Below are 19,415 nucleotides of genomic sequence, written 5' to 3'. Positions count from 1 at the left end.
AGTTTTGAGAGCTCAAACTCTCAAACGTTTGGTGGCGATAGCGAAGGGGTTCCACACGTTCCCATCCCGAACACGACCGTTAAGCCCTTCAGCGTCGATGGTACTTGGACCGCAGGGTCCTGGGAGAGTAGAACGCCGCCAAGCGTAACCCATAATGGGTTCAAAAGATATATAATGTGGGCCCTTAGCTCAGTTGGTTAGAGCGCACCTCTGATAAGGGTGAGGCCGGTGGTTCGAGTCCACCAGGGCCCACCATTTACTAATCTAATACGATATGGGGCCATAGCTCAGCTGGGAGAGCGCCTGCCTTGCAAGCAGGAGGTCAGCGGTTCGATCCCGCTTGGCTCCACCAACAAGATTTTACAAGCTTGTTCTTTGAAAACTAGATATCGAAACGAAACAAACGCGAATTAGAACATTCCTTTTAGGGATGAATGCTGGCTCGGTTCAAGTAACCGAACAACAATCATCCAAGCTGAACTTGTGTCAACAAGTGAAAGTTTATATAAGGTAGTTAAATGCAATTGCGATGGTATCGGATGGGAGCGACTTTTGGCTTTGCGTAAGCAAAACAAGGGAAGCGAGCAAACGAAACCTGAGCAATCTGGTTAAGCTGCTAAGAGCACACGGAGGATGCCTAGGCGCTAGGAGCCGATGAAGGACGTGGCGAACAACGATACTGCCTCGGGGAGCTGTAAGCAAGCTTTGATCCGGGGATGTCCGAATGGGGAAACCCAGCTGGGGTAATATCCAGTTACTCACAACTGAATACATAGGTTGTGCAGAGGCATACCAGGGGAACTGAAACATCTAAGTACCCTGAGGAAGAGAAAACAATAGTGATTCCGTCAGTAGCGGCGAGCGAACGCGGAGAAGCCCAAACCAAAGAGCTTGCTCTTTGGGGTTGTGGGACGTCTCACATGGAGTTACAAAGGAGTCAGTTAAACGAAGAGGTCTGGAAAGGCCCGCCAAAGAAGGTAAAAGCCCTGTAATTGAAAGTTGATTCTCTCCGAGACGGATCCCGAGTAGTGCGGGGCACGTGAAACCCCGTATGAATCCGGCAGGACCATCTGCCAAGGCTAAATACTTCCTAGCGACCGATAGTGAAGCAGTACCGTGAGGGAAAGGTGAAAAGCACCCCGGAAGGGGAGTGAAATAGAACCTGAAACCGTGTGCTTACAAAAAGTCAGAGCCCTATGTTGCGAACTTGTTCGTCAACAGGGTGATGGCGTGCCTTTTGTAGAATGAACCGGCGAGTTACGTTCCCGTGCAAGGTTAAGGTGAAGAGCCGGAGCCGCAGCGAAAGCGAGTCTGAATAGGGCGAATGAGTACGTGGACGTAGACCCGAAACCGGGTGATCTACCCCTGTCCAGGGTGAAGGTGCGGTAACACGCACTGGAGGCCCGAACCCACGCACGTTGAAAAGTGCGGGGATGAGGTGGGGGTAGCGGAGAAATTCCAATCGAACTCGGAGATAGCTGGTTCTCCCCGAAATAGCTTTAGGGCTAGCCTCGGAAAACAGAGTCGTGGAGGTAGAGCACTGATTGGGTGCGGGGCCCGCAAGGGTTACCAAGCTCAGTCAAACTCCGAATGCCATAGACTTACTTCCGGGAGTCAGACAGTGAGTGCTAAGATCCATTGTCAAAAGGGAAACAGCCCAGACCATCAGCTAAGGTCCCCAAGTGTGTGTTAAGTGGGAAAGGATGTGGAGTTGCACAGACAACCAGGATGTTGGCTTAGAAGCAGCCATCATTGAAAGAGTGCGTAATAGCTCACTGGTCGAGTGACTCTGCGCCGAAAATGTAACGGGGCTAAACACACCACCGAAGCTATGGCTTGATGCTTGCATCAGGGGTAGGGGAGCGTTGTATAAGGGTTGAAGGTGTACCGTAAGGAGCGCTGGACATTATACAAGTGAGAATGCCGGTATGAGTAACGAAAAGATCAGTGAGAATCTGATCCGCCGAAAGCCTAAGGGTTCCTGAGGAAGGCTCGTCCGCTCAGGGTAAGTCGGGACCTAAGGCGAGGCCGAAAGGCGTAGTCGAAGGACAACAGGTCGAAATTCCTGTACCACCGTAAATCGTTACGAGCGATGGGGGGACGCAGTAGGGTAGTGACGCAGGCTGATGGATGCCTGTCCAAGCAGTAAGGCTGATGTGTAGGCAAATCCGCACATCATAAGGCTGAGCTGTGATGGGGAGTGAAAATTACAGTAGCGAAGGTCATGATCTCACACTGCCAAGAAAAGCCTCTAGCCAGATGAAGGTGCCCGTACCGCAAACCGACACAGGTAGGCGAGAAGAGAATTCTAAGGCGCGCGGAAGAACTCTCGTTAAGGAACTCGGCAAAATGACCCCGTAACTTCGGGAGAAGGGGTGCCCCGGTAGTGTGAATAGCACGAGGGGGCCGCAGTGAAAAGGCCCAAGCGACTGTTTAGCAAAAACACAGGTCTGTGCGAAGCCGTAAGGCGAAGTATACGGGCTGACGCCTGCCCGGTGCTGGAAGGTTAAGGGGAGTGGTTAGGAGCAATCCGAAGCTGTGAACCGAAGCCCCAGTAAACGGCGGCCGTAACTATAACGGTCCTAAGGTAGCGAAATTCCTTGTCAGGTAAATTCTGACCCGCACGAATGGCGTAACGACTTGGGCGCTGTCTCAACGAGAGATCCGGTGAAATTTTAATACCTGTGAAGATGCAGGTTACCCGCGACAAGACGGAAAGACCCCATGGAGCTTTACTGCAGCTTGATATTGAATTTGGGTACGATCTGTACAGGATAGGTGGGAGCCTTTGAAGCATGAGCGCCAGCTTGTGTGGAGGCACCGTTGGGATACCACCCTGATCGTATCTAGGTTCTAACCTGGTGCCCTTAGCGGGTACGGGGACAGTGTCAGGTGGGCAGTTTGACTGGGGCGGTCGCCTCCTAAAGAGTAACGGAGGCGCCCAAAGGTTCCCTCAGAATGGTTGGAAATCATTCGAAGAGTGCAAAGGCATAAGGGAGCTTGACTGCGAGACCTACAAGTCGAGCAGGGACGAAAGTCGGGCTTAGTGATCCGGTGGTACCGCATGGAAGGGCCATCGCTCAACGGATAAAAGCTACCCTGGGGATAACAGGCTTATCTCCCCCAAGAGTCCACATCGACGGGGAGGTTTGGCACCTCGATGTCGGCTCATCGCATCCTGGGGCTGAAGTAGGTCCCAAGGGTTGGGCTGTTCGCCCATTAAAGCGGTACGCGAGCTGGGTTCAGAACGTCGTGAGACAGTTCGGTCCCTATCTGTCGTGGGCGTAGGAAATTTGAGAGGAGCTGTCCTTAGTACGAGAGGACCGGGATGGACGTACCGCTGGTGTACCAGTTGTTCCGCCAGGAGCACCGCTGGGTAGCTATGTACGGACGGGATAAGCGCTGAAAGCATCTAAGCGTGAAGCCCCCCTCAAGATGAGATTTCCCAGTATGTAAGACCCCTTGAAGACGACGAGGTAGATAGGCTGGGGGTGGAAGTGCAGCAATGCATGGAGCTGACCAGTACTAATCGGTCGAGGGCTTATCCAATAGCAGGTTTTAGTCGCGTAAGTTTCGTTTCGAATCTAGTTTTCAGAGAACAACACTCTGAATGACATGAAAATCGGTACATCCCTTAAGGTGTGGTTGATTTTCAGTTCCGACTGAATGGAAGAAGCACAGCTTCGATCCAATCGCGTTTGGTGGCGATGGCGGAGGGGTTCCACACGTACCCATCCCGAACACGACCGTTAAGCCCTCTAGCGCCGATGGTACTTGGACCGCAGGGTCCTGGGAGAGTAGGACGCCGCCAAGCGAACTCTTTCATCATACATAGAAAACAGGCTCTGCATGTGGACGTTGTACGATGAATTGCATTTGCTCAGCAAATGCATATTATTCCCTGATAGCTCAGTTGGTAGAGCACTCGACTGTTAATCGAGTTGTCACAGGTTCGAGTCCTGTTCGGGGAGCCATTTGCTCTCATAGCTCAGTAGGTAGAGTGCATCCATGGTAAGGATGAGGTCACCGGTTCGATCCCGGTTGAGAGCTCTGCAAATGGGGCCCGTTGGTCAAGGGGTTAAGACACCTCCCTTTCACGGAGGTAACAGGGGTTCGAATCCCCTACGGGTCATAGTTATTTTAATAACTAAAGAAATGGGATGAGAATCCCAAAGATGGAGGCTTAGCTCAGCTGGGAGAGCATCTGCCTTACAAGCAGAGGGTCGGGGGTTCGATCCCCTCAGCCTCCACCATCTTATTATTGGGGATTAGCCAAGCGGTAAGGCAACGGACTTTGACTCCGTCATGCATAGGTTCAAATCCTATATCCCCAGCCATTTTATATGAGCCATTAGCTCAGTTGGTAGAGCACCTGACTTTTAATCAGGGTGTCGAAGGTTCGAGTCCTTCATGGCTCACTTGTTATATATGCGCGTGTGGCGGAATTGGCAGACGCACTAGACTTAGGATCTAGCGTCTTTGACGTGGGGGTTCAAGTCCCTCCACGCGCATCCTTTATTATGCGGAAGTGGCTCAGCGGTAGAGCATCGCCTTGCCAAGGCGAGGGTCGCGGGTTCGATTCCCGTCTTCCGCTCCAATATTTGCGCCCTTAGCTCAGCTGGATAGAGCGTTTGACTACGAATCAAAAGGCCGGGAGTTCGAATCTCTCAGGGCGCGCCATTATTTCTATTCATATCGGGATGTAGCTCAGCTTGGTAGAGCACCTGGTTTGGGACCAGGGGGTCGCATGTTCAAATCGTGTCATCCCGATATTTGTTTATGCGGGTGTAGTTCAATGGTAGAACTTTAGCCTTCCAAGCTAATAGCGTGGGTTCGATTCCCATCACCCGCTTACTGATCAAAGTCTCTGCTGTAGAAGCAGAGACTTTTTTGTTTGGGAACATGAAATGCAGAACAGATATGAATGCGGGCCAGGAGGCGATCTAAGGAACGTATCGCCTCATATGTATTCCAAGAGCCAAGATCTTCGTGCGAAGCAGCACAGAAGGTCTTGGCTCTTTTAGGTTTGCTTTACGCTAATGGTCAGCAGTACTCTGACAGCAGCGGAGGTTTTTTTTACAACGGAACCAATGAATTAACGCTCGTGATGATCAGTTACTCTTTTACGCATGCCGGCCAATCCCAGCAATCCCAGCAAACCAAGCCATCCCCAGTCCATGCCCCGGTCACGATCTGTTGTGGCAGCGTTCGTACGTACATTGTTTGTCCGGTAATCTCCGTTGCTGCGGTAGTCACCGTTCGTACGATAGTTACCATCCATGTTCATGTTCATATTGCTGTTTGTACGATCCATATAGCCGCTGTTCTGATACGATTGAACACGTGAACCATTGGCATCAGTTCCTTTAGCCATGTGGCCTTCAGCACCTGCGGAACCAGCCATTGCGGCAACCAGAAGTACTGAAGCAATCATTGTTGTGGTCTTTTTCATGATGTGAACTCCTCCTTTTTTTTGTACGAACTATCAAGTAATCTGCCCAAATACATAAGAACATTATGTAGTGGGAGGAGTGTTAACTTATGGGCAAGGCTATATACAAATTGATACCAAGATACATAAGAAAACAGTTGAAAGCAGACGGTAACAGGTAGAAAATAAAAATTTCATCTTTAATTTATTACGTCACTGTGGTAAAGTATACAAAAGCTTGCTTTGCCGGTCATGTTTCTTTGGAACCCTCTGTTATCAATGAATGGTAAAACTGGATATCAGGTGATTTGTGCGCGTACATCTAGACCTATGTAGAAGAACTGTATAATTATAAGTTTTTTAGAATAGGTATGAGTATTTTTGAATATCAAAAGTACGTGAAAAAGGTATCATGCTACAGCATATGACCATTCATTGAAGCAGAATAAGAAAATGAATAAAAAAGCGTGTTTTTGTGCTGTAAATCGGGGATAATCCCCATTTTTTCTAGTAGAAAAATGAAGATTTTCGTACCATTTTATTGTATGATGTTATGAAGGTGTCAAATTTACGTGTACGAATGGAACGATCAGATGGGAGGATAAGCATGACTGAAACTATGGTAACCGCCAGCAAAAGCCAATCCAACAACCTGCTTCGGCGAGACGTGCGGTTCCTGGGCAATATACTCGGAGAAGTTCTTGTCCATCAAGGCGGCACGGAGCTTCTAGATATCGTTGAGAAGATTCGAGAAACGAGCAAATCATTGCGTGCAGAGTTTTTGCCGGAACTGTATGAAGAGTTCAAAAAGATGATCCAGGAATTAGACTCGGACAATCGTCATCAGGTTATTCGGGCTTTCGCTATTTATTTTCAATTAGTTAATATTGCTGAACAAAACCATCGGATCCGGCGTAAACGGGACTATGAGCGTTCTGCAGGAGATACTGTGCAGCCAGGTTCGATTGAAAAGGCAGTACAGGATTTGAAGGAACGTGGACTGTCTCATACCGAGGTAGAAGAGATTCTGGATGATTTATCACTGGAACTCGTCATGACAGCTCACCCGACGGAGGCGATGCGCCGGGTTATTCTGGATATCCACAAACGGATCTCAGAAGATGTCATGCTGCTCGATAATCCTACGCTGACGTTGCGTGAACGTGAACAGCTGCGCGAGAAACTGCTGAATGAGGTTATCACTCTTTGGCAGACGGATGAACTCCGCGATCGCAAACCGACTGTGCTCGATGAAGTGCGGAACGGGATGTACTACTTTCATGAAACGTTGTTCCACGTACTTCCGGATGTATACCAGGAGCTGGAACGCTGCCTGAATAAATTTTATCCAGACCATGACTGGCATGTGCCGACGTATTTGCGTTTCGGTTCCTGGATTGGTGGAGACCGGGATGGAAATCCATCGGTAACTTCAGATGTAACATGGAAAACACTGCTTATGCAGCGCAAGCTCGCTTTGCGTGAGTACCAGCGGATTATGATTGAGCTTATGGGTCACTTGAGCTTCAGCACCAATATCATTCACATCTCGGATGAACTGGCGCAGTCAATTGAGCAGGACCGCAGCTGTGTTACTTTGAAAAAAGTGGACATTTGGCGTAATGAGAAAGAGCCGTATCGCATCAAACTGGCTTACATGATCGCCAAGCTGAATAATGTTCTTGACGAGAACAAGGTGAGTCAGCCTGACCGATACCAGAACGCTCAAGACTTAATTGATGATTTGTTAATTATCGACCGAAGCCTGCGCCACCATTTTGCTGACTATGTAGCGGATACCACCGTTCGCAAAATGATTCGTCAGGTTGAACTATTCGGTTTCCATACGGCAGCTCTGGATGTGCGTCAGCACAGCAAAGAGCATGAAAGTGCGATGTCGGAAATTTTGGCCAAAATGAACATCGTAGAAGATTACGCACGCCTGACAGAAGACGGTAAAATTGATCTGCTTGCTCGCTTGCTGGATGACCCAAGGCCGCTTACATCGCCTTACCATCAATATACGGAAGGAACCAGAGAGTGTCTGGATGTGTTCCGTACCATCAAACGTGCACAGAATGAATTTGGCACAGGCTGCATCACGAGTTATCTGATTAGTATGACCCAAGGAGCAAGTGACCTGCTTGAAGTCATGGTGTTTGCCAAAGAAGTTGGTTTGTTCTCCAAGGGAGCAAACGGTGAAGTCATTTCTACACTGCAGGCTGTTCCATTGTTTGAGACGATTGATGACCTTCATGCGGCATCCGAGATTATGCAGCGGTTGTTTAACCTGCCTGTGTACCGTGCAAGCGTGAGAGGACGTAATGAGCTTCACGAAATTATGCTCGGTTACTCTGACAGCAATAAAGATGGCGGCGTAGTCACTGCGAACTGGGAACTGCGAGTAGCGATGAACGCAATTACGGCTGTCGGTGACGAGCATGGTGTGAAGTTGAAGTTCTTCCACGGACGCGGAGGAGCCCTTGGACGCGGAGGCATGCCGCTGAACCGCAGTATCCTTGCCCAACCGCCGCATACCATTGGTGGCGGAATCAAGATCACAGAACAAGGCGAGGTTATTTCATCCCGTTATTCTCTTCAGGGGATTGCATACCGCAGTCTGGAGCAGGCTACTTCAGCGTTGATTACAGCTGCTTTGAATGGTCTGGAGCCGCAAGAGTCAGCATCAGAGCAGGCATGGGATGAGATTATCAAAGACATTTCGGAAGTGTCACTGACAAAATATCAGGATCTCATTTTCCGTGACCCGGACTTCTTCACGTTCTTTAAAGAGTCTACTCCGCTTCCAGAAGTAGGCGAACTCAACATTGGTTCACGTCCATCCAAACGGAAGGGCAGTGACAAGTTTGAAGATTTGCGTGCAATTCCTTGGGTATTTGCCTGGACCCAAAGCCGTTACTTGCTTCCGGCATGGTATGCGGCAGGTACGGGTCTGCAAAGTTACTATCAGGGTAAAGAGGAAAACCTTAACGTCCTGAAAGACATGTATGCTAACTTCCCGTTTTTCCGCACGCTGATTGATACGGTGCAGATGGCGATTGCCAAAGCAGATCTCGTGATTGCCAAAGAGTATTCGGCCATGACTTCGAATAAGGAAGCTCGGGATCGGATCTTTGGTCAGATCGAAACAGAGTTTAAACTTACAAAAGAGTTGATTCTGAAAATTACAGGCGAAGCCGAGATTCTGGATGATGTACCTGTTATTCAGGAGTCCATTCGTTTGCGTAATCCGTATGTTGACCCATTATCCTACATGCAGGTGCAGCTCCTGAGTGAACTGCGTGATATGCGTGAACGTGGGGATGATGATACGGAACTGCTCCGGGAAGTACTGCTGACCATCAATGGTATCGCTGCAGGATTGCGTAATACAGGCTGATGTCTGTTCCGGTAATCATTCATATAATGAATGGTTAATGTAATAAATAACAATCCATCTCTCCTTTAAGAAGGCGGGATTAGACGGGACTCCTTCGGGAGTTCCCGTTTTTACTGTTTTTGGAGCATATTTGTCATACAGTCTTGATTTTTGACCAAAGTTGATTTACGATTTGATTGGTGAATTACAAGTGTGGACGGGTATTAGAAGACGGAAGACCCATCAGCATGTCTGGGGGAATTAGGGTGGACAATTTGGAGAACAGGCTGGTAAAGCTGGTGCTTAAGGGTGACCAGAGAGCCTTTGCAGAAATCGTTGAACTATACAAGGACAAGCTGTTTCATTTGGCATACCGGATGCTGAGCAATCGTCACGAAGCAGAAGACGTTGTTCAGGAGACGTTTTTGCGTGTGTTTCGAAATATGGAGAAGTATGATCCGAATCAGAAGTTCTCGACTTGGATCTATCGGATTGCAACAAATTTATGTATTGACAGGCTTCGCAGGAAGAAACCTTCTTACTCATTGGATGCCGAGTTGAATGATCAGGAAGGATCAGACGGATATGCCATGCTTCCCAGTGATGATCGAACACCGGAGTCCGAAGCACTGCTCTCCGAAACACAGACCCTCATTCGTGAGGCAATCGACAGCTTACCCGCTAAGTACAAGTCTGTTATGGTTCTAAGATACCTGCAGGACTTGTCATTACAAGAAATTAGTGATGTCACAGGGATGCCCGTAACAACGATCAAGACACGAGTGCATCGGGGCCGTGACTTTTTGCGTAAAAAATTGGAATACAAGTTATAATTTCAGATTCACCGAATTTTGGGCAAAATTATTTGAAACATATCTGAAACGGATGCGTATGTAATGTATGCAAGTCTTATGCGTGCTTTTTACAGGCGCAGGGACTAAGTGTCTAAGGAAAGGATTGGCTCTCATATGGATTGCAACTCGGCCGTCTCTTTAATGCATGAATGTTTGGATGAGTCGTTGTCCCCGGAACAGAAGGTTGAACTGAAAAGCCATTTATTGATCTGTCCGGATTGTCGCATGCGCTTTAAAGAGTTGGAACAGACGGAAATGCTGCTCTTTGCCATGAAACATTATTCACCGTCTGCCTCGGATGAGCTGACCAATCGAATTATGAATGCTCTGCCACAGCCCAAGAGACAGCAAATATGGCTCAAATGGGTCAAAGGACATCCCGCGATGACGGCGGCAGCCTTCTTTTTGGTCGTGATGCTCTTTAGCGCCTTCAATTTCTGGAATCAGAACAACGAAATGGTGGTTAAGGGGAACAGTCTGGATCAGCTCGTGATTCAAGGCAGCACGGTTATTGTCCCGGAAGGTAAGTCAGTTGCTGGCGATCTTACGATAGAGAATGGAACCGCTCAGGTGTACGGTGATGTGAATGGTAATCTGACGGTCATCGACGGACAACTGTTTCAAGCCTCCACAGCTCACGTGTCAGGTCAAGTGAAAAGCATTGATCAGGCGCTGGACTGGTTCTGGTACAAAATAACCAATATGGTAAATGAAGTGGCATACCGTTAAGACAAGGGATCAACTTCAATAGGTATATACCAAGCAGGGTACCTCCGAATTGCGTGGGGTACTCTTTTTTTATTGTTCAAATGTCAGAAAAAGTGGGAAAAGTAAGCTTATATTCAGTTTGTGACCGGAGTAACTTGCAACCTGAACGGTAACGTTATAACCTAGATAGTAAAGAGAACATACTACATATAGATAAGCATTAGATAAATGCGAAGAAGGGATTATGTAAAATCCCGAATGGTTAATATGAGATCAGTGTTTACTCATCAATGGGGATAGCGGGGGCTGGCTTATGAATTATTTTGCTGACTTAACGTGGAAAGAGTCCATTAAGGACGTTATCGATATATTGATCGTTACCTATATTATGTACAAACTGATTTTGCTTGTGCGTGGTACACGTGCGGTTCAGCTTCTGAAAGGGATTTTGTTCCTTGTATTGATCTGGGCACTAAGCACATGGTTAAATCTATATACCCTTAAATGGTTGATGAACCAGATGTTTACGTTTGGGGTCGTTGCAGTGTTTATCATTTTCCAACCAGAACTTCGACGTGGTCTGGAGCAATTGGGCCGGGGTAAGTTATTTGGCCGCTCGGCCGCTGCAAGTGATGAAGAATTAACGGTGTTAATTGGTGAGATTATTAAGTCTGTTAATTATTTGTCCCGGCGTAAAATCGGTGCTCTGGTGGTTTTTGAACGTGAAACAGGTCTGAATGACTACACCGAATCAGGAATCAAAATGCAATCGCTTGTCAGTTCGGAACTGATGATTAACATCTTTATTCCAAATACACCACTTCATGATGGCGCAGTAATTATCCAAGGAAAACAAATATCTGCAGCTGCCTGTTATCTGCCATTATCCGAGAATCCGTTTATCAGCAAGGAATTGGGAACACGTCATCGTGCGGCAATCGGAATTACTGAGGTGGCCGATGCAATCTGTCTGATTGTTTCGGAGGAGACAGGACAAGTTTCTCTGGCGATGAACGGACAGGTGGTCCGTGATATTAAGGAAGAGTCGCTGATAGCCAAACTGTATGAGGAATTGCGCCCAACCTCCAATCTGAGCAAAAAGAATGCATGGTCAACCTTCTGGAAACGGAAGGGAGGACGTAACAATGGATAAATGGTTTAACAATAACAACTTTGCCAAAATACTTGCACTGGCGGTAAGTCTGCTTCTCTGGTTCATGATTCATCTGGATGAAGTACCTACAACTCCAACCATTACAACGGGGATATCCAGTAAAATTGTGGAACGGAATGTTCCTGTTCAGCCCTACGGGCTGGATAGTAACGCGTATGTTCTTACATCTCTCAGCACAGATGAAGTGCGGCTGGAGATCAAAGGGCAGCGTTCAATGCTGACTTCCATTTTCACAAATGACGATTATAAAGTGCTGGTTGATTTGAGCCAGGTAAAGGAGGGTTCAAACACGCTGCCGCTTGTGCCTGATTTACCTTCCGGGGTTGAAGTTGTCAGCATGGAACCTTCCATGGTAACGGTGAATGTAGAAAAATTGGGCACCAAATCATTTAATGTGAATATTGTACCCGAAGGAGAGCCTTCCGCTGGATATCGTGCTGGAAAGCCTGTGGTTGAGCCCTTGGCTCCGGTTAAGGTAACTCTGCCGGAAGGGCAGCTTGAAGCTGTAGCGAAGGTTCAGGGCAGTGTAAGCATAAAAGATGCGAAGGAAGACGTGATTCAGAAAAAAGTGAAACTTCAGGCATATGATGCCGAGGGCAAAGTGATTGAAAATGCGGCTATAACACCACAGACAGTCGAAGTCCGTGTTCCGGTCAATCAGCCCTATACAAAAGTGCCCTTGAGGATCAAATATTCAGGACAGCTGCCCGATGGTCTGGTACTCTCTTCGGTCGAGCCGAGCGTGAAAGAAGTCTCGATTTATGGGAGTGAGGAATCACTTGCGGGTATACAGTCCTATGACCAGGCTGCGCTTGATCTTACACAGTTCACTCAGTCCGGCACTACAACAGTTAACGTGGACTTGACGCCGCCTTCGGGTTCTGAGAAAATCGAGCCTAGTTCGATTCAGATCAAAGTCACGGTGTCGCCTTACGATGAGGTCGAGACAACCACGAAAGTTTTTCCCAACGTACCGATTCTTCTGAGCGGATTGGGAAATGGGCTTGAAAGTGAGCTGGTTACTCCCAAAAGCGGGGGCCTGAACATTACACTAACGGGATCACAAAGCATGCTTGAAGGTTTAAGTGGGGATGACATCAAGCTTACGGGAAATCTTCAAGGCCTTGGTGAAGGTACACATGAGATTGAACTGGAAGCTGCTTTACCCCGGTTTGCGAAGCTGGATGGGGCGTCCACTGATTTAAGTGCGACGGTCAAGATCAGCGAAAAGGCCAAAGATGCAGCTGTGCCTCCAGAGCAAAACTCCAGTGAGGATAATCAAACAGGACCAGATCCATCGCCGGCAGAAGTTGAAAACGGACAGCCAAACACGGATCCTGTGGAAGAGCAAGATGAATCGAATACGGAGCATCAGGATCAAAGCCAGCAGGGAAGTGCAGCAGTGAACCGTGGTAGTGTAAACAGCAATGAGAATAACAGCAGTAACGGTGGTAAATCGGGTTCAAATCCGTAAGATGTCATTTTATTTCAATTTCTAAAAATGTATTGATGCGCTCATATAAGATGCAAATAGAAGGAGTTAGATCATGGGTAAATATTTTGGTACAGATGGTGTCAGAGGGGTTGCCAATAAAGAGTTGACGGCGGAGCTGGCATACAGCATCGGACGGTGCGGCGGATATGTGCTTGCAGGCGGTGTAGAAAGACCGAAGGTAGTCATTGGTATGGATACACGGATTTCTGGACTGATGCTGGAATCAGCACTGGTTGCAGGACTTCTGTCTATCGGTGCGGATGTCATTCGTTTAGGTGTTGTTTCTACTCCAGGTGTGGCTTACATTACTCGTCTGCTTAAAGCTGATGCGGGTGTAATGATCTCGGCTTCCCACAACCCTGTGGAGGATAACGGGATCAAATTTTTCGGTGGAGATGGTTTCAAGCTGTCGGATGAAACAGAAAACCGGATCGAAGAGCTGATGGATGCGGAAAAAGATGAGCTGCCGCGCCCGGTTGGTGCAGGTCTTGGAACTGTGACGATGGATGAAGAATCCCGTTACCGTTATTTGGATTACCTGAAAACAACCGTATCCGAATCGTTCTCCGGTCTCAAAATTGTACTCGATTGTGCTAATGGTGCAGCCTATGAGCTGGCACCAAAATTGTTTAGTGAGCTTGGTGCTGAAGTCATTGCTATTGGCTCGGAACCGAATGGTCTGAACATTAACGAAAAGTGTGGTTCGACTCATCCGGAGCACTTGAAGCAAGAGGTGCTGAAGCATAAAGCAGACCTTGGTCTTGCTTTTGACGGGGATGCGGATCGTCTGATTGCCATTGATGAAACAGGTGCCGAAGTGGATGGCGACTTTATTCTGTGCATTTGCGGAGACGCGATGAATCGGGCAGGCAAATTGAAAGACAGCACAGTGGTATCAACCGTAATGAGCAACATCGGTTTTTACAAAGCAACAGAGAAGCTCGCGCTGAAAACGGCCAAAACAGCTGTAGGGGATCGCTACGTGATGGAGGAAATGCGACGTGGCGGATATAATCTGGGCGGTGAGCAGTCTGGTCATGTTATTTTCCTGGACTACAATACAACAGGAGACGGCATGCTGACGGCTATTCAACTCGTAGATACGCTCAAGGCTTCGGGTAAAAAGCTTAGTGACCTGAAAGCGATCATGACACAGTATCCACAAGTGCTGGTTAATGTTCGTGTGGAAGATAAGAGTAAATATGAGGGTAACACTGCAATCGGTGAAGCTATTGCTGCGGTAGAAGCACAGCTGGGAGATAATGGTCGTGTGTTGGTTCGTGCATCAGGTACAGAGTCACTGATCCGAGTTATGGCCGAAGGTCCTGATAAACATGAGCTTGAGCAGTTTGTATCCCAGATTGCAGATGTTGTGCAAAAAGAACTGATCTAGTTTGCTTGAAAAGCCTGCTGTTATGCAGTCTGAGTGTTCGTTTTCACAAGATTGTTTTATAAGCATATGGGTATACAGAGGCTGATGAGTTTCCAAATACTAACGTTTGATTATTGTTCCTGCGTCCTGATTAGATAAGACCATGGGTCTGATTATCTGGTCAGGAGCGTGGGTAAATGTGCTGAAATTGTTACAGGTACTTTGCTCCATTGCAAAATGAACTTAAGGTGCATATAATGAGTGGAGTCGTCATTCAGACACAGAAAGTGAGGATTGTAAGGTTACAGTTACACAAGCGCCAGAGCTTGAAATTGCGCGGGACGCATGTTGATGAGTATCTCTTTTGGAAAAGGAAGAGGACATACTCAACATGGACGGCAATCAAGCTGACGAGGTGGAGGTGTTCGGATTGTTCGGCGGGGACCTCCCGGTGATGCATCAGAGCCGTAAACCGGATTGCGGAAAATGGATGGGTGACTGTCCACACAACGCGCCGGTAGGTGCAGGAGATAAGACAAAATTAAAATGAATGTGCGTGAAGAGCGTAAACAGTGCGCGGACGGGAAAATGATGTACATTCATGATTGCATTCGTAATACAGCATGAACACAGCGGGACGGCAGCAGGCCGTTCTGATCGTTGATAATTGAATAGGAAATGATATTCATGATACGGTTAAGCAATCTATCATTTTCCAATACGTCCACCTCTGCCTGTTTCTCTTCCTGTCACAGTATTCATATACAAACGGAGGAAATAAACTATGTGCGGTATTGTTGGATATATTGGTAATAAGAACACTCAATCGGTATTGGTTGAAGGATTGAAAAAACTCGAGTATCGTGGTTATGATTCTGCGGGTATTGCGGTATTTACACCGCAAGGTCTGCAAATTACGAAAGCTCTCGGACGTTTGGCAAACCTGGAAGCAAAGCTTGATGGTGCTCCGCTGGTAGGTAATGCCGGAATTGGACACACACGTTGGGCTACCCATGGTAAACCATCGGACGAGAATTCACATCCACATACGGATGGAAGCCAGAAGTTCTCCGTTGTGCATAACGGGATTATTGAGAACTATTTGGAGCTGAAGGATGAGCTGATCTCCCAAGGTCACACGTTTACTTCCGAGACAGATACCGAAGTCATTTCTCACCTGGTTGCACGTGAATACAATGGTGACATTGTTAAAACTGTGCAAAAAGTGATCACGCTGCTGCGCGGCGCATTCGCGCTGGGTGTATTGACAGAGCATGAGCCTGAGAAACTCGTTGCTGTGCGTCAAGCGAGCCCATTGATTATTGGTGTTGGTGAAGGTGAGAACTTCATTGGTTCTGATATCCCGGCAATTCTGGAACATACACGTAATGTGTACATTCTGAATGATGGTGAAATGGCTGTATTGACACATGATGCTGTCGAATTGATGACGATTGAGGGCAATTTTATTTCTCGGGAAATGATTCGTGTCGATTGGGATGCAGTAACCGCGGAAAAAGGCGGATTTGAGCACTTTATGCTGAAAGAGATTCATGAGCAGCCAAAAGCATATCGTGATACAATGCTGGGTCGTATCGACAATGAAGGCAAAAAAGTACAGCTTCCTGAGCTCAAAATGACGGAAGAGCAAATTAAAAATATTCGTAACATTCAGATTATTGCATGTGGTACGGCATACCATGCAGGTCTGGTTGGACGTACAGTGATTGAGCAATTGGTGCGTATTCCGGTAGAAACAGATGTGGCTTCCGAGTATCGATACCGCTCGCCAATCGTAAATAAGGATACACTTGTAATTGTAGTGAGCCAATCCGGTGAAACCGCAGATACACTGGCAGCGCTGCGTGAAGCTCAATCTAACGGTGCACATGTACTGGCGATTACAAATGTTGTGGGCAGCTCGATTGCTCGTGATGCAGACGATGTGATTGCTACATTGGCTGGTCCTGAGATCGCCGTGGCTTCCACTAAGGCATACACTTCCCAGTTGATCGCGTTCAACCTGCTTGGTCTGTACCTTGCACAAGTACGTGGTACGCAAACTCAGGAAGAGATTGCACACACATTGGCAGCGATGCAAGCCCTGCCTGAGCAGGTGGAATCGATGCTGAAGCAAGCAGATGCGATCAAAGGATATGCAGAGCAAATCTCTAAACATCAACATCTTTTCTTCATTGGTCGTGGTCTGGATTACGCGGTAGCCCAAGAAGGATCGTTAAAACTGAAAGAGATCTCTTATATTCACTCGGAGGCTTATGCTGCAGGTGAATTGAAACACGGTACACTAGCGTTGATCGAAGACGGTATTCCTGTTATTGCTCTGGCGACTCAGGAGAACGTTCTGGAGAAAACGGTAAGCAATATCAAAGAAGTGAAAGCTCGCGGCGCAGACGTACTGGCGATTACGTACGAAGAGCACGTAGCACCTTTGTTGAAGTCTGTAGACCAAGCGTTTGCTATTCCTAAGACGCTGCCGCTTCTGAGCCCAGCTCTATCTGTTGTTGCTTTGCAATTGCTGGCATATTACGCTTCCCTGGCTCTGGGTCATGATGTAGATAAACCACGTAACCTGGCGAAAAGTGTAACGGTTGAGTAAAGGCAGTTTAACGTTCTAGTAAACGTTTTGTGGAAACAGAATGGTGATCTCGGTATGAAAAAGCCGTAAAGCAGTCAATAAATATTGTAAACTTAATATAAGTGAATGATGATCAGCATCTAAAAAGGAGCCCGAGGGATTGACTCGCGGCTCCTTTTTGGTGAGGATACCATCATGTTGAGGACGCAGCCAGGCAAGAAAGTGGGGCGTCCTTTTTGTTGATTTAATGGGCTGATTCGCTTATAGATTGTACAGAAGCGTAAGATCAATATTATATGGGGTTTATTGTTAATTTTTTGTAAAGCGCAAGGATTTACAGCATGAACAGAGAATGTAAGTAAATAAATACCATATATGACAAAGGGAATTCTTATCTTCAACACCTCCGAATCCTTCGATTGTGACAAACCTTTCCCAATATAACTTCTCCTTTCGTTATAATAAGGCGAATTATTAACACTTTATGTTGAGTTGACCTAATTTAACCAAAAATTTACTATACATTCTTTGGAAATTTGATATAATTCTACCTAGGTCGACCTTCCAAATATGCTAAAAAATAGTATTGGTGGGTTTTTATACATACCCAAGCTGTGTGCGAGAGACCAGTCCACTGGCTGTCCAGCAAGCTGGCATGCAAGGACCGACAATGGTGAAAAATGACAGCTGAGAAGTTACTGCTCGATGACGTTAGAAGGTTAAGTAATTGAAGCTAACCTTATTCCAATTTCGATGGAGGATGAAGCGCGTGAGCATTTTTGAAAAGCTGGAATCCAACGTAAGATCTTACTGCAGAAGCTTTCCGGTAGTATTCGACCGGGCCAAGGAAGACCTGTTATTTTCTGAAGATGGAAGAGGATATATTGATTTTTTTGCAGGCGCAGGAGCGCTGAATTACGGTCACAACAACGATTATATCAAGGATCAGATTCTTGATTACTTAACTTCAGATCGGATTATGCATGGTCTGGACATGTATACAATGGCCAAGCGGGAATTCATCCAAAGCTTCTCGGAGCGGATCCTGGAGCCGCGAAAGCTGAATTACAAAATCCAATTCTGTGGTCCAACGGGAACGAACGCGGTTGAAGCAGCCCTAAAACTTGCACGCAAGGCGAAGAAGAGATCTGGGATATTCGCATTCATGGGTGGGTTCCACGGCATGTCACTAGGCAGCCTGTCAGCGACAAGCTCCAAGTCTATGAGGGAAGGGGCCGGACTGCCTCTGAATGGAGTTACGTTTATGCCGCATCCGAGTGGTGCTTTTGCAGAAATGGATACACTGGGTTATATCGAAAATATCCTGACTGATTCGCACTCGGGAATCGACAAACCGGCTGCCATTCTGCTTGAAACCATACAAGCGGAGGGCGGAATTCATGTCGCCGACGTGCAGTGGCTGCGCGGACTACAGCAGCTGTGCCGCGATCACGATATCCTGCTCATTACCGACGAGATTCAAGTTGGATGCGGCCGGGCTGGTGAATTCTTCTCCTTTGAACGTGCGGGGATCGAACCTGATCTCGTTACCCTGTCAAAGTCAATCAGCGGTTACGGTCTGCCGATGTCCATCCTGCTGCTGAAGCCGGAATTGGATCTCTGGACACCAGGGGAGCACAATGGTACCTTCCGTGGCAATCAGCTTGCCTTTGTTGCTGCCAAAGCTGCACTTGAGTTCAGAGACAAAGTCTCCCTGGAAACTCAGGTGAAGCAGAAAGAAGAATTTGTGCGTTCGTTTCTTGAAAAAGAAATTAAAACTCTGCATCCATCCATTGCGATCCGCGGAATTGGCCTGATCTGGGGGATCGACGTCTCTGGCTTCATAGATGAAGCTGGGGCGAAACGTATGTCTGAGATTTGCTTTGAGAATGGGCTCATTATTGAGAGAGCCGGCAGAGGAGACCTCGTTCTGAAGATCATGCCTCCTCTGACTGTCACGATGGAGCATCTGACCGCTGGCTGCAGTATTATCAAGTCCAGTATGCAGCAGGTAATCTCTGAGGAGGATCAAAGATTGCTGGTAACAACCTAAACCTGTTTAAAGCGGGGGCTGACCGTCCCGAAAATACACCTATGTACCTTCTGGGTGCCGTGCGGCTCCGTTGTTGAGATAACGCTTTCATATTGTAGTTTTTTCTATGCTGCTGTTTATCCGTCAAGCAGCAAGAAATTCAGCGCAAGTCCAAGGGCTGTCCCGTTCATACCATACGGAGCATTCTTTGAGCCTCATGCTTTATCATTGTCACATCTAAACGTCAGTAGAGCTCATACCCCGCAGCTGGTCTCTTACTTAATCACATCAAGGCTGCGGGGAAATACGAAAAATCGTACATAGAGTGATTAATGCCCCTGTAACTTTGGCTTTGAACCAAGGCAGCTTCGGTG

Annotated in this window: 10 protein-coding genes, 13 tRNA genes and 3 rRNA genes; 25 read left to right on the top strand and 1 reads right to left on the bottom strand. The window is 47.3% G+C overall.

Going from position 1 to position 19,415, the window contains the following annotated elements:
* Nucleotides 1-27: 27 nt before the first annotated feature.
* The 16 genes from rrf (MKY97_RS25315) to MKY97_RS25240 all read left to right on the top strand — a co-directional run bounded on the left by rrf (MKY97_RS25315) (nucleotide 28) and on the right by MKY97_RS25240 (nucleotide 4,852).
* Nucleotides 28-144 (top strand): 5S ribosomal RNA (gene rrf, locus MKY97_RS25315).
* Between the two features lie 34 nt (nucleotides 145-178).
* Nucleotides 179-255, top strand: a tRNA-Ile gene (locus MKY97_RS25310).
* A gap of 21 nt (nucleotides 256-276) precedes the next feature.
* Nucleotides 277-352, top strand: a tRNA-Ala gene (locus tag MKY97_RS25305).
* A gap of 254 nt (nucleotides 353-606) precedes the next feature.
* Nucleotides 607-3,549, top strand: a 23S ribosomal RNA gene (locus tag MKY97_RS25300).
* Nucleotides 3,550-3,697: 148 nt separating this feature from the next.
* Nucleotides 3,698-3,814 (top strand): 5S ribosomal RNA (gene rrf / locus MKY97_RS25295).
* Nucleotides 3,815-3,898: 84 nt separating this feature from the next.
* A tRNA-Asn gene (locus MKY97_RS25290) sits at nucleotides 3,899-3,974 on the top strand.
* A gap of 3 nt (nucleotides 3,975-3,977) precedes the next feature.
* A tRNA-Thr gene (locus MKY97_RS25285) sits at nucleotides 3,978-4,050 on the top strand.
* 10 nt (nucleotides 4,051-4,060) lie between these two features.
* A tRNA-Glu gene (locus MKY97_RS25280) sits at nucleotides 4,061-4,132 on the top strand.
* 45 nt (nucleotides 4,133-4,177) lie between these two features.
* Nucleotides 4,178-4,253, top strand: a tRNA-Val gene (locus MKY97_RS25275).
* Between the two features lie 9 nt (nucleotides 4,254-4,262).
* A tRNA-Gln gene (locus MKY97_RS25270) sits at nucleotides 4,263-4,337 on the top strand.
* Nucleotides 4,338-4,345: 8 nt separating this feature from the next.
* A tRNA-Lys gene (locus MKY97_RS25265) sits at nucleotides 4,346-4,418 on the top strand.
* 12 nt (nucleotides 4,419-4,430) lie between these two features.
* Nucleotides 4,431-4,511, top strand: a tRNA-Leu gene (locus MKY97_RS25260).
* Nucleotides 4,512-4,522: 11 nt separating this feature from the next.
* A tRNA-Gly gene (locus MKY97_RS25255) sits at nucleotides 4,523-4,597 on the top strand.
* A gap of 6 nt (nucleotides 4,598-4,603) precedes the next feature.
* A tRNA-Arg gene (locus MKY97_RS25250) sits at nucleotides 4,604-4,680 on the top strand.
* A gap of 16 nt (nucleotides 4,681-4,696) precedes the next feature.
* Nucleotides 4,697-4,770, top strand: a tRNA-Pro gene (locus MKY97_RS25245).
* 11 nt (nucleotides 4,771-4,781) lie between these two features.
* Nucleotides 4,782-4,852 (top strand) — tRNA-Gly (locus MKY97_RS25240).
* 243 nt (nucleotides 4,853-5,095) lie between these two features.
* On the opposite strand, the gene MKY97_RS25235 is transcribed toward MKY97_RS25240, so the two are convergent.
* Nucleotides 5,096-5,452 carry a WGxxGxxG family protein gene (locus MKY97_RS25235; RefSeq protein ID WP_342552950.1) on the bottom strand — a complete coding sequence of 119 codons (357 nt, stop codon included), beginning with the start codon at nucleotides 5,450-5,452 and terminating at the stop codon, nucleotides 5,096-5,098.
* A 586-nt stretch (nucleotides 5,453-6,038) separates the two neighbouring features.
* Between MKY97_RS25235 and ppc the strand changes: the two genes are divergently transcribed.
* The 9 genes from ppc (at nucleotide 6,039) to ectB (ending at nucleotide 19,062) form a co-directional block, all read left to right on the top strand.
* A complete protein-coding gene (gene ppc, locus MKY97_RS25230; RefSeq protein ID WP_342552949.1) occupies nucleotides 6,039-8,831 on the top strand; it encodes a phosphoenolpyruvate carboxylase in 2,793 nt (930 codons plus the stop codon).
* Between the two features lie 245 nt (nucleotides 8,832-9,076).
* On the top strand, nucleotides 9,077-9,643 hold the full coding sequence (gene sigW, locus MKY97_RS25225) for an RNA polymerase sigma factor SigW (RefSeq protein ID WP_090924356.1): 567 nt from the start codon (nucleotides 9,077-9,079) through the stop codon (nucleotides 9,641-9,643).
* Nucleotides 9,644-9,778: 135 nt separating this feature from the next.
* Complete coding sequence (locus MKY97_RS25220) at nucleotides 9,779-10,393, top strand: zf-HC2 domain-containing protein (RefSeq protein WP_342552948.1); 615 nt, start codon at nucleotides 9,779-9,781, stop codon at nucleotides 10,391-10,393.
* 292 nt (nucleotides 10,394-10,685) lie between these two features.
* Entirely contained in the window at nucleotides 10,686-11,525 is an 840-nt protein-coding gene (cdaA, locus tag MKY97_RS25215) for a diadenylate cyclase CdaA (protein ID WP_342552947.1), read from the top strand.
* Complete coding sequence (locus MKY97_RS25210) at nucleotides 11,518-13,020, top strand: CdaR family protein (RefSeq protein WP_342552946.1); 1,503 nt, start codon at nucleotides 11,518-11,520, stop codon at nucleotides 13,018-13,020. The genes cdaA and MKY97_RS25210 overlap by 8 nt, the downstream gene beginning before the upstream one ends.
* Nucleotides 13,021-13,093: 73 nt before the next feature.
* The gene (gene glmM, locus MKY97_RS25205) at nucleotides 13,094-14,434 is read left to right on the top strand and encodes a phosphoglucosamine mutase (RefSeq protein ID WP_342552945.1); all 1,341 of its coding nucleotides are present in this window, start codon (nucleotides 13,094-13,096) and stop codon (nucleotides 14,432-14,434) included.
* A 370-nt stretch (nucleotides 14,435-14,804) separates the two neighbouring features.
* A complete protein-coding gene (locus MKY97_RS25200; protein ID WP_342552944.1) occupies nucleotides 14,805-14,963 on the top strand; it encodes a hypothetical protein in 159 nt (52 codons plus the stop codon).
* Nucleotides 14,964-15,197: 234 nt separating this feature from the next.
* Complete coding sequence (gene glmS, locus MKY97_RS25195; RefSeq protein WP_342552943.1) at nucleotides 15,198-17,030, top strand: glutamine--fructose-6-phosphate transaminase (isomerizing); 1,833 nt, start codon at nucleotides 15,198-15,200, stop codon at nucleotides 17,028-17,030.
* 748 nt (nucleotides 17,031-17,778) lie between these two features.
* Complete coding sequence (gene ectB, locus MKY97_RS25190; RefSeq protein WP_342552942.1) at nucleotides 17,779-19,062, top strand: diaminobutyrate--2-oxoglutarate transaminase; 1,284 nt, start codon at nucleotides 17,779-17,781, stop codon at nucleotides 19,060-19,062.
* Nucleotides 19,063-19,415 lie beyond the last annotated feature (353 nt).

Source organism: Paenibacillus sp. FSL R7-0652, assembly GCF_038595045.1.
In the GTDB taxonomy this organism is placed as follows: Bacteria; Bacillota; Bacilli; order Paenibacillales; family Paenibacillaceae; genus Paenibacillus.
This window is presented reverse-complemented; position numbering and strand designations above follow the sequence as displayed.